The sequence below is a fragment of the Aeromicrobium sp. PFPM2_SD2 genome, assembly GCF_057364525.1.
This window is the reverse complement of record NZ_JBNFNZ010000036.1, coordinates 1-11045: the sequence shown is the minus strand read 5'-3', so window position 1 is coordinate 11045 and position 11045 is coordinate 1. Positions and strand designations below refer to the sequence as shown.

The 11045-nt window shown below is 68.8% G+C and carries 4 protein-coding genes and 4 pseudogenes; 6 read left to right on the top strand and 2 right to left on the bottom strand.

Annotated elements, in window-relative coordinates:
• From AC2W7G_RS03715 to AC2W7G_RS03705, 3 genes and pseudogenes are all read left to right on the top strand, one after another.
• Positions 1–427 (top strand): hypothetical protein (locus AC2W7G_RS03715; RefSeq protein ID WP_485867250.1); only part of this gene is annotated, 427 nt, incomplete at its 5' end.
• A gap of 231 nt (positions 428–658) precedes the next feature.
• Positions 659–4122 (top strand): annotated as a pseudogene (rpoB, locus tag AC2W7G_RS03710) (DNA-directed RNA polymerase subunit beta).
• A gap of 53 nt (positions 4123–4175) precedes the next feature.
• A pseudogene (locus AC2W7G_RS03705) lies at positions 4176–7997 on the top strand (DNA-directed RNA polymerase subunit beta').
• Positions 7998–8070: 73 nt separating this feature from the next.
• On the opposite strand, the gene AC2W7G_RS03700 reads toward AC2W7G_RS03705, so the two are convergent.
• The gene (locus AC2W7G_RS03700; protein WP_485867249.1) at positions 8071–9105 is read right to left on the bottom strand and encodes an acyltransferase family protein; all 1035 of its coding nucleotides are present in this window, start codon (positions 9103–9105) and stop codon (positions 8071–8073) included.
• Between the two features lie 68 nt (positions 9106–9173).
• Here AC2W7G_RS03700 and AC2W7G_RS03695 point away from each other — a divergent pair.
• Positions 9174–9389 (top strand): annotated as a pseudogene (locus AC2W7G_RS03695) (NUDIX hydrolase); the annotation flags it as partial.
• Positions 9390–9445: 56 nt separating this feature from the next.
• Positions 9446–9634 carry a hypothetical protein gene (locus AC2W7G_RS03690; protein WP_485867251.1) on the top strand — a complete coding sequence of 63 codons (189 nt, stop codon included), beginning with the start codon at positions 9446–9448 and terminating at the stop codon, positions 9632–9634.
• Positions 9635–9638: 4 nt separating this feature from the next.
• Here AC2W7G_RS03690 and AC2W7G_RS03685 read toward each other — a convergent pair whose 3' ends face one another.
• Complete coding sequence (locus AC2W7G_RS03685) at positions 9639–10745, bottom strand: hypothetical protein (protein ID WP_485867248.1); 1107 nt, start codon at positions 10743–10745, stop codon at positions 9639–9641.
• 94 nt (positions 10746–10839) lie between these two features.
• On the opposite strand from AC2W7G_RS03685, the pseudogene AC2W7G_RS03680 reads away from it, so the two are divergent.
• Positions 10840–11045 (top strand): annotated as a pseudogene (locus AC2W7G_RS03680) (alcohol dehydrogenase); the annotation flags it as partial.

Genomic DNA, 11045 nt, shown 5'->3' with positions numbered 1-11045 from the left:
CGTCGACGGGTACCAGCGCTGGCAGGGCGACGGCGACGTCGCCGCCGCGCACCGGCAGGCCGCCGCGGCCGCCGGCACCGCCATGGAGACCGTGTTCACCTACCGGTTCGACGAGCTGGAGCAGCACGAGCAGGACGCCACCGCGGTCATGACCGACGACTTCGCCGAGCAGTTCGACCAGATCGCGCCGGCCCTGGACGAGCTGGCGCCCCAGCGCCAGGTGCAGGTGCGCACGGTGACCCGCAGCGCCGCGGCGCGCGAGTGCGGCGACGAGTGCGACGCCGACCGGGCCTCGGTGCTGGTGTTCTTCGACCAGGCCCGCGTCACGGCCGACACCCAGGAGCCCACCGTCTTCGGCAACCGCGTGGTCGTGCAGATGCAGCGCGAGGGCGACCGCTGGCTGGTGGACGACATCCGCGCCCTGTGAGGACGCCGCCGGGCCGGACGTGCGACGACCCCGCGCCGGGCGGGGTCGGAAGCAAACTACTGTGACCGTTCCTCAGGAACTTGTCAAGGACCGGGGTTGAGTTCTGGAGTGTCGTGGGGCTAGACTGATCATTCGCGCCCGCTACGTCCTCCCATGTGCCCTTGACCGGGATCTCGTGGCGTGCGCCGAAACAGAGTTTACATCGCTTGCGAGCCCTCGGAAGGATCACTCTTGGCCGCCTCGCGCACTCCCGTCGCACAGTCCGCCCCCCGTCGCATCTCCTTCGCAAAGATCGAGGAGCCCCTCTCGGTTCCTGAGCTGCTGGCCCTCCAGACCGACAGCTTCTCCTGGCTGGTCGGCGATGGTAAGTGGAAGGCCGAGGTCGAGCAGGCGCTCGCCGAGGGCCGTACGGACGTCTCCACCAAGTCGGGTCTGGAGGACATCTTCGAGGAGATCTCCCCGATCGAGGACTTCTCCGAGACGATGAGCCTGTCGTTCCGCGACCACCGCTTCGAGCCCCCGAAGTACTCGGTCGAGGACTGCAAGGACCGCGACGTCACCTACGCCGCGCCGCTGTTCGTCACCGCCGAGTTCATGAACAACGAGACCGGCGAGATCAAGAGCCAGACGGTCTTCATGGGCGACTTCCCGCTCATGACCGACAAGGGCACCTTCATCATCAACGGCACCGAGCGTGTCGTCGTCTCGCAGCTCGTCCGCTCGCCGGGCGTCTACTTCGAGCGCACGCCCGACAAGACGTCCGACAAGGACATCTACACGGCCAAGGTCATCCCGTCGCGCGGCGCGTGGCTGGAGTTCGAGGTCGACAAGCGCGACCTCGTCGGCGTCCGCCTGGACCGCAAGCGCAAGCAGAGCGTCACCGTGCTGCTCAAGGCGCTGGGCTGGACCGAGGCGCAGATCCTCGAGGAGTTCGGCCAGTACGAGTCGATCCGCCTCACCCTGGAGAAGGACAACACCGCCGACCAGGACGAGGCCCTGCTCGACATCTACCGCAAGCTGCGTCCGGGCGAGCCGCCGAGCAAGGAGGCCGCGCAGACGCTGCTGGACAACTACTACTTCAACACCAAGCGCTACGACCTGGCGAAGGTGGGCCGTCACAAGCTCAACCGCAAGCTGGGCCAGACCGCCGCGTTCGACCAGCAGACGCTGACGATCGACGACATCGTCGCCACGATCAAGTACATCGTCGCGCTGCACGCCGGCGAGACCGAGATCGAGATGCCGGCCGGCTCGACCATCGTCGAGGCCGACGACATCGACCACTTCGGCAACCGCCGCATGCGCACGGTCGGCGAGCTGATCCAGAACCAGCTCCGCACCGGCCTGGCCCGCATGGAGCGCGTCGTCCGCGAGCGCATGACGACCCAGGACGTCGAGGCCATCACGCCGCAGACCCTGATCAACATCCGCCCGGTCGTCGCGGCGCTGAAGGAGTTCTTCGGCACCAGCCAGCTGTCGCAGTTCATGGACCAGAACAACCCGCTCGCGGGCCTGACGCACAAGCGTCGTCTGTCGGCCCTCGGCCCGGGTGGTCTGTCGCGTGAGCGCGCCGGCTACGAGGTCCGCGACGTCCACCCGTCGCACTACGGCCGCATGTGCCCGATCGAGACCCCCGAGGGCCCGAACATCGGCCTGATCGGCTCGCTCGCCTCCTACGCGCGGATCAACGCGTTCGGCTTCGTCGAGACGCCGTACCGCAAGGTCGTCGACGGTGTCGTCACCGACCAGATCGACTACCTCACCGCCACCGAGGAGGACCGCTACGTCGTCGCGCAGGCCAACTCGCCGCTGACCGACGACAAGCGCTTCGCCGAGGACCGCGTCCTGGTGCGCCAGCGCGGCGGCGAGGCCGAGCTCCGTCCGTCGGCCGAGGTCGACTACATGGACGTCTCGCCGCGCCAGATGGTGTCGGTCGCGACCGCGCTCATCCCGTTCCTCGAGCACGACGACGCCAACCGCGCCCTCATGGGTGCGAACATGCAGCGTCAGGCCGTCCCGCTCCTGGTCAACGACGCCCCGCTCGTCGGCACCGGCATGGAGTACCGCGCCGCCGTCGACGCCGGTGACGTCGTCGTCGCCAAGGCGCCGGGCGTCGTCAAGGAGGTCTCGGCCGACGCGGTCGAGATCATGCAGGACGACGGCAACAACTTCACCTACCGCCTGGCGAAGTTCCGTCGCTCGAACCAGGGCACGTGCATCAACCAGCGTCCGCTCGTCGCCGAGGGGCAGCGGGTCGAGGTCGGCACCCCGCTGGCCGACGGCCCGTGCACCGACGAGGGCGAGATGGCGCTCGGCACGAACCTGCTCGTGGCGTTCATGCCGTGGCAGGGCCACAACTACGAGGACGCGATCATCCTGTCCCAGCGGATCGTCCAGGACGACCTGCTGACCTCGATCCACATCGAGGAGCACGAGGTCGACGCCCGCGACACCAAGCTGGGCCCCGAGGAGATCACGCGGGACATCCCGAACGTCTCCGAGGAGATGCTGGCCAACCTCGACGAGCGCGGCATCATCCGCATCGGCGCCGAGGTCAGCAACGGCGACATCCTCGTCGGCAAGGTCACGCCCAAGGGCGAGACCGAGCTGACCCCCGAGGAGCGCCTGCTCCGCGCGATCTTCGGCGAGAAGGCGCGCGAGGTGCGCGACACGTCGCTCAAGGTCCCGCACGGCGAGTCCGGCACCGTCATCGGCGTGCGCGTCTTCGACGCGTCCGAGGGTGACGAGCTCAGCCCCGGCGTCAACCAGCTCGTCCGCGTCTACGTCGCGCAGAAGCGCAAGATCAGCGACGGCGACAAGCTGGCCGGCCGCCACGGCAACAAGGGCGTCATCTCCAAGATCCTCCCGATCGAGGACATGCCCTTCCTCGAGGACGGCACGCCCGTCGACATCGTGCTCAACCCGCTCGGTGTCCCCGGCCGCATGAACATCGGCCAGGTGCTCGAGCTGCACCTGGGCTGGATCGCCAAGCAGGGCTGGGACGTCTCGGGCATCGCCGAGGAGTGGGCCGAGCGCCTGCAGTCGATCGGGGCCGAGTCGGCCCCGTCCGGCAGCAACGTCGCGACGCCGGTCTTCGACGGTGCGCGCGAGGACGAGCTGCAGGGCCTGCTGGCGAACACGCTGCCCAACCGCGACGGCAACCGCATGGTCGCCCCGACGGCAAGGCGCGCCTGTTCGACGGTCGCTCCGGCGAGCCGTTCCCGGGTCCGATCTCGGTGGGCTACATGTACATGCTCAAGCTCCACCACCTGGTCGACGACAAGATCCACGCCCGCTCGACCGGCCCGTACTCGATGATCACCCAGCAGCCGCTCGGCGGTAAGGCCCAGTTCGGTGGCCAGCGCTTCGGTGAGATGGAGGTCTGGGCCCTGGAGGCCTACGGCGCCGCGTACGCGCTGCAGGAGCTGCTGACGATCAAGTCCGACGACATCCTCGGCCGCGTCAAGGTGTACGAGGCGATCGTCAAGGGCGAGAACGTCCCCGAGCCGGGCATCCCCGAGTCGTTCAAGGTCCTGGTCAAGGAGATGCAGTCGCTGTGCCTCAACGTCGAGGTGCTCAGCAGCGACGGCACCGCGGTCGAGATGCGTGACGCGGAGGAGGACCTCTTCCGCGCCGCCGAGGAGCTCGGCATCGACCTCTCGCGTCGCGAGCCGTCCAGCGTCGAAGAAGTGTGACGTCACACTTCCCCGCCTTCGTTCGAATTTTTGGTGAAAGGTAACTGAGCTACATGCTCGACGTGAACTTCTTCGATCAGCTGAAGATCGGTCTTGCCACCGCTGACGACATCCGTCAGTGGTCGCACGGCGAGGTCAAGAAGCCTGAGACCATCAACTACCGCACGCTCAAGCCCGAGCGCGACGGCCTGTTCTGCGAGAAGATCTTCGGTCCCACCCGGGACTGGGAGTGCTACTGCGGCAAGTACAAGCGCGTGCGCTTCAAGGGCATCATCTGCGAGCGCTGCGGCGTCGAGGTGACCCGCTCCAAGGTCCGTCGCGAGCGCATGGGCCACATCGAGCTGGCCGCCCCGGTCACGCACATCTGGTACTTCAAGGGTGTGCCGAGCCGTCTGGGCTACCTGCTCGACCTCGCGCCGAAGGACCTCGAGAAGGTCATCTACTTCGCGGCGTACATGATCACGCACGTCGACGACGAGGCGCGTCACCGCGACCTGTCCTCGCTCGAGGCGAAGATCGACATGGAGCGCAAGCAGCTCGAGAACCGTCGTGACAACGAGGTCAACGAGCGCATGCAGAAGCTCGAGGAGGACATGGCCGCCCTCGAGGCCGAGGGCGCCAAGGCCGACGCGAAGCGCAAGGTCAAGGACGCCGCCGAGCGTGAGGCCCGCCAGCGTCGTGACCGCGTCCAGCGCGAGATCGACCGCCTCAACGAGGTCTGGGACCGGTTCAAGAGCCTCAAGGTCCAGGACCTCGAGGGCGACGAGCTGCTCTACCGCGAGATGACGTACCGCTTCGGCAAGTACTTCGAGGGCTACATGGGCGCCATGGCGATCAAGAAGCGCCTGGAGTCCTTCGACCTCGAGGCCGAGGCCGAGTCGCTGCGCGAGGTCATCGCCACCGGCAAGGGCCAGAAGAAGACCCGCGCGCTCAAGCGCCTCAAGGTCGTCTCGGCGTTCCTGGCCAGCGGCAACCACCCGCGCGGCATGGTGCTGGACGCGGTCCCGGTGATCCCGCCGGAGCTGCGCCCGATGGTCCAGCTGGACGGTGGCCGCTTCGCGACCTCCGACCTCAACGACCTGTACCGCCGCGTCATCAACCGCAACAACCGGCTCAAGCGCCTGCTCGACCTCGGCGCGCCCGAGATCATCGTCAACAACGAGAAGCGGATGCTGCAGGAGGCCGTCGACTCGCTGTTCGACAACGGCCGTCGTGGCCGTCCGGTGACCGGTCCGGGCAACCGCCCGCTCAAGTCGATCTCGGACATGCTCAAGGGCAAGCAGGGTCGCTTCCGCCAGAACCTGCTCGGCAAGCGCGTCGACTACTCCGGCCGTTCGGTCATCGTCGTCGGCCCGCAGCTCAAGCTGCACCAGTGCGGCCTGCCCAAGCAGATGGCCATCGAGCTGTTCAAGCCGTTCGTGATGAAGCGCCTGGTCGACCTGAACCACGCGCAGAACATCAAGAGCGCCAAGCGCATGGTCGAGCGCGGCGTCCGCGCCGAGGTGTGGGACGTGCTCGAGGAGGTCATCACCGAGCACCCGGTGCTGCTGAACCGTGCCCCCACCCTGCACCGTCTGGGCATCCAGGCGTTCGAGCCGCAGCTCATCGAGGGCAAGGCCATCCAGATCCACCCGCTCGTCTGCTCGGCCTTCAACGCCGACTTCGACGGTGACCAGATGGCCGTGCACCTGCCGCTGAGCGCCGAGGCGCAGGCCGAGGCCCGCATCCTCATGCTGTCGACGAACAACATCCTGAAGCCGGCCGACGGTCGTCCCGTCACCATGCCGACCCAGGACATGATCATCGGCCTGTACTTCCTCACGCTCGAGCGCGAGGGACTGCTGGGCGAGGGTCGCGCGTTCACGTCGCCGGCCGAGGCGCAGATGGCCTTCGAGCGCGGTGAGATCACGCTCCAGAGCAAGATCAAGCTGCCGGTCAACGACGCGCTGACCACCACGACGCTGGGTCGCGCGCTGTTCAATGCGACGCTGCCGGAGGACTACCCCTTCGTCAACTACCAGGTCGGCAAGAAGCAGCTCGGCGTGATCGTCAACGACCTGGCCGAGCGCTACAGCAAGGTCGACGTCGCCAACGCACTGGACGCGCTGAAGGACACCGGCTTCCACTGGGCCACGCGCTCGGGCGTCACGATCTCGATCGACGACGTCTCGACGCCGGAGAACAAGCCCGAGATCCTGGGCAAGTTCGAGGACCAGGCGGCCAAGGTCCAGACGCAGTTCGACCGCGGCCTGATCACCGAGGACGAGCGCCGTCAGGAGCTCATCGAGATCTGGACGCAGGCGACGGCCGAGGTCTCCGGTGAGATGGAGAAGAACTTCGACCACGACAACCCGATCTACATGATGGTCAACTCGGGTGCCCGCGGAAACATGATGCAGCTGCGTCAGATCGCCGCCATGCGTGGACTGGTCGCCAACCCCAAGGGCGAGATCATCCCGCGCCCGATCAAGGCGAACTTCCGCGAGGGCCTGAGCGTCGTCGAGTACTTCATCGCCACGCACGGTGCCCGCAAGGGCCTGGCCGACACCGCTCTGCGCACGGCCGACTCGGGCTACCTGACGCGTCGACTCGTCGACGTCAGCCAGGACGTCATCATCCGCGAGGAGGACTGCGGCACCGAGCGCGGTCTGCCCAAGGTCATCGCGACCCGCCTCGAGGACGGCACCCTGGTGCCCGAGGAGCACGTGGAGACCTCGGTCTACTCGCGCACCGCGGCGGTCGAGATCGCCCACCCCGAGACGGGCGAGGTGCTCGTCCGGCCGTGGCGAGATGGGCGACGTCGAGATCAGCGCGCTGGTCTCGGCCGGCGTGGAGACGATCCGCGTCCGCACCGTCCTCACCTGCGAGGCGGCGGCCGGCTCGTGCGCCAAGTGCTACGGCCGCTCGCTGGCCACCGGCAAGCTCGTCGACATCGGCGAGGCGGTCGGCACCATCGCCGCCCAGTCGATCGGTGAGCCCGGCACGCAGCTGACGATGCGTACCTTCCACACCGGTGGTGTGGCCGGTGACGACATCACGCACGGTCTGCCGCGCGTCGTGGAGCTGTTCGAGGCCCGCCAGCCCAAGGGCAAGGCCCCCATCACGGAGGCCGCCGGCCGGGTCGAGATCAACGACACGGACAAGACCCGCAAGCTGGTCGTCACCCCCGACGACGGCTCCGAGCCGCTGGAGTACCCGGTCACCAAGCGTGCCCGTCTGCTCATCGCCGACGGCGATCACGTCGAGGTCGGCCAGCAGCTCACGCACGGCACCCCGGACCCGCAGGAGGTCCTGCGCATCCTCGGTGTCCGCCGGGCGCAGGAGCACCTCGTGGACGAGGTCCAGGAGGTCTACCGCAGCCAGGGCGTGGCGATCCACGACAAGCACATCGAGATCATCGTGCGCCAGATGCTCCGTCGCGTGACGGTCATCGAGCAGGGCGACTCGAACCTCATCCCGGGCGACCTGGCGGACCGCGCCACGTTCGAGGAGGAGAACCGTCGGGTCGTGGCCGAGGGCGGCACCCCCGCCTCGGGCCGTCCGGTGCTCATGGGCATCACGAAGGCCTCGCTGGCCGTCGAGTCGTGGCTCTCGGCCGCCTCCTTCCAGGAGACGACCCGCGTCCTCACCGACGCGGCCATCCACGGCAAGTCGGACTCGCTGCGCGGTCTGAAGGAGAACATCATCATCGGCAAGCTGATCCCGGCCGCACCGGCCTGGACCGCTACCGGAACATCCGGGTCGAGCCGACCGAGGAGGCGCGTGCGAACGCGTACTCGGTGAGCTCGTACGAGTCGTACGACTACGGCTTCGGCAACCCCACGGGTGAGTCGGTCCAGCTGGACGACTACGACTTCACGTCGTACGACAGCTGAGCCGCTGACGCGAAGGGCCCCGCACCTCACGGTGCGGGGCCCTTCGGCGTTCGCGGGACTACGTCGTTCGCGACTACTTCTTGAACAGCCAGGTGAGCTGCGGCTCGAACACCGGCCGGAACAGGTCGGCGACCGGCTTGGTCATGAGCAGGTTGGCCAGCACGATCGCCGCGGCGATGCAACCCAGGACGGACACGGCGCCGTACGGCTCGAGCTTGGCCCACAGGTCGAGCTGACGGTCGAGCAGGATGATCACGTAGCCGTGCAGCAGGTAGCAGTAGAAGGTGCGCGAGCCGAAGCGCGTCGTCCAGGACTCGCGCCGCGGCACCAGCGACAGGAACGCCAGCGAGAGCACGAGGCCGACCACGATGAGGAAGGCGCGGACGGCCAGGCCGTCCATGGGACCGGCCTCGAGCGGCGCCTCGTCGTAGCGCATCTTCCACAGCAGCCACTCGGTGGTCCAGTCCGACGCGTACAGCTGGCAGACGACGAACGAGCCGACGAGCAGGACGGCCGAGGCGATGCGGACGCGCCACTGGCCGAGGGCCATGAAGCGGTCGCGGCTGAAGTGCATCCCGATGACGTAGAACGGCAGGAAGCCCAGCACCTTGGGCAGCGCCAGGACGTTCGGGATCTCGATGAGGCCGGCCAGCAGCGAGATGAGGATGGACAGGGTGATCGGGTAGCGGACCGTGCGCCAGATCGGCGTCGTGAGCCGGTAGATGACGAGCGCCGCCATGAACCAGCCCAGCCACTGCGGTGACAGCGGCATGAGGTGCTTGGGGGAGCCGTCGTAGTGCTTGGTGATGAGCTGCAGGCTCAGCTCGACGAGCAGGTAGGGCACGACCAGGGTGCTGATCATGCGCCGGACCTGCCGCTGGTCGCCCACGTAGTTGCGCGCCGTGTAGCCCGAGATGAGCACGAAGAACGGCATGTGGAACAGGTAGATCCAGGTGTAGACGCCGCGGGCGGAGTCCATCACCACCAGGTCGGTCAGCGAGTGCCCGATCACCACGAGCAGCATGACCCAGTAGCGCGCGTTGTCGAGGTAGGCGACCCGCTTCTTCACGGGCTTGGTGGTCGTCTGCAGCGGGGCGAGCTCGGTCATCGTGTGCTTGACTCTAGACGCGAAGCCTGAGGGCTTCCTGTCGAGGACCCGAGCCCGAGGAGTGCCCCGTGACGCGCCGAACCCAACGTCTCGGCGCGTACGCCGTGGCCCTGGACGGCCCGCGGATCCTGCTCACCCGCATCAGCCCCGTGGGCTTCCCGCCCGGCACGTGGACGCTGCCCGGCGGCGGCGTCGACCACGGCGAGTCACCCCACGACGCGGTGCGCCGCGAGCTGCACGAGGAGACCGGGCTCGAGGCCCTGGAGACCCGGCTGGTGGACGTCCACGACTCCACGTCGTCGACCTGGGCCGGGACGACGCGTACGAGGACTACCACGGGGTGCACGTGCTGTACGCCGTGCGCGTGGACGCCGCCGAGGAGCCGCACGTCGTGGACGTCGGCGGCAGCACCGACCTGGTGCGCTGGGTCGAGGTCGACCGCGTCGGCGGACCGGACTACCCGGTGCTGCCGATGGTCGAGCACGTCGTCTCGACCCTGGAGCGCTACGGCTGGGCCGGCGCCGGCTGACGCATCAGGAACGCGTAGGCGCCGCGGCCGGTCGCGACGTAGGCACCGAACGCCTGGTCGCCGTCGGCCGTGCGTCCCGTGTAGGTCGTCGTGATCTCGTTGAGCTCCTCGATGGTGTTCGAGGTCGGCTCGCCCGCGCCGGAGGCCCACTGCCGCGCGGCGGCGTCGGCGTCGGCGAACTGCGGCATCTGCACCAGCGCGAATGACGGGCGGGCGCTGCTGAGCAGCAGCGTGGCGCCCTCGGGCAGCGTCCAGGCGCCGCCGAGCAGCGGCGAGTCGCTCGGGGCGGCCATGTCCATGCGCGGCCACACGGCCTCGGTGGCCGGCGCCTTCGCGTCGGGGTCGGCATGTCGCCGATGCCGTCGGTCTCCTTGCCCTCCTGGCCCTCGCGCGGGTCGCCGGCGTGGGCGACCTGCAGCACCATCACCGGGTCGCCGTCGGAGGCCGGGAAGCCGGTGCGCGTCCGGATCGAGCCCACGGCGACGTCGAGCGTCACCGTCACGTCGCGGCCGCCGCCGGTGAGGCCGCGCTCGGACAGGTGGCAGCCGGTGAAGCGACCGTCGCGCACCGGGCAGTACGTCTCGAGGGCGGCGGGGTCGATCTCGTTGTCGGGCAGCACCGTCGCGATCTGCCCGAGCATCCGGTGCACGACGTCGGACGGCTCGCCGTCGACGCGCATCACCGAGATGGTCACGTCCGGGGACGGCTGGTCCTCGAGCAGGTCGTAGGTGTCCTCGCTCGGCCGGTTCGTCGGCGTCGGGGTCGGGGTGGGCGGCGTCTCGCCCTCGTCGATCAGCTCCTGGCGCGCCGCGTCCTCCTCGGCCTTCTTCTCGGCCAGGGCGGCGTCGAGGTCGGCCTGGTAGGCGGCGATCAGCGCCTCGCTGCGGTAGCGGACGAGCGGACCGAGCTGGGTCGCGCCGCGCGGGACGCGCATGCCGTAGCCGATCGGGCTGTCGGGACCGGACTCGTGGTCGCCGACCTGGTCGCTGAGCGAGGCGGACGACGCCGTCGCCTCGGGGCTCTCCGGGGCCTTCGAGCCGCCCTCGCAGGCGGCCGTCGCGGTCAGCATGCCGATCGTCGCCAGCGCGGCGAGCAGTCGCTTCGTCCTCATGAGTCCTCTTCTCCCGGGTCCGGTCCAGGGTAGTGGAGCCCGCCCAGGGGACCGGCAGTCGTATCCTCGGAGGGCATCGCCCTGAGGAGGCCGCGTGACCAGCTTCGCCCCGACCAGCCCCGAGACCGTCTTCACCTACGGCGCACCAGGCCTGAAGTTCGGCGTGGGGGCCCGCCACGAGATCGGGCACGACCTGCGCCAGCTGGGTGCGCGCCGCGTCCTGCTGGTGACCGACCCCGGCGTCGCGGCCACCGGACGTCCGGCCGAGATGGCCGAGGACGTCCGCGCGGCCCGGCGTCG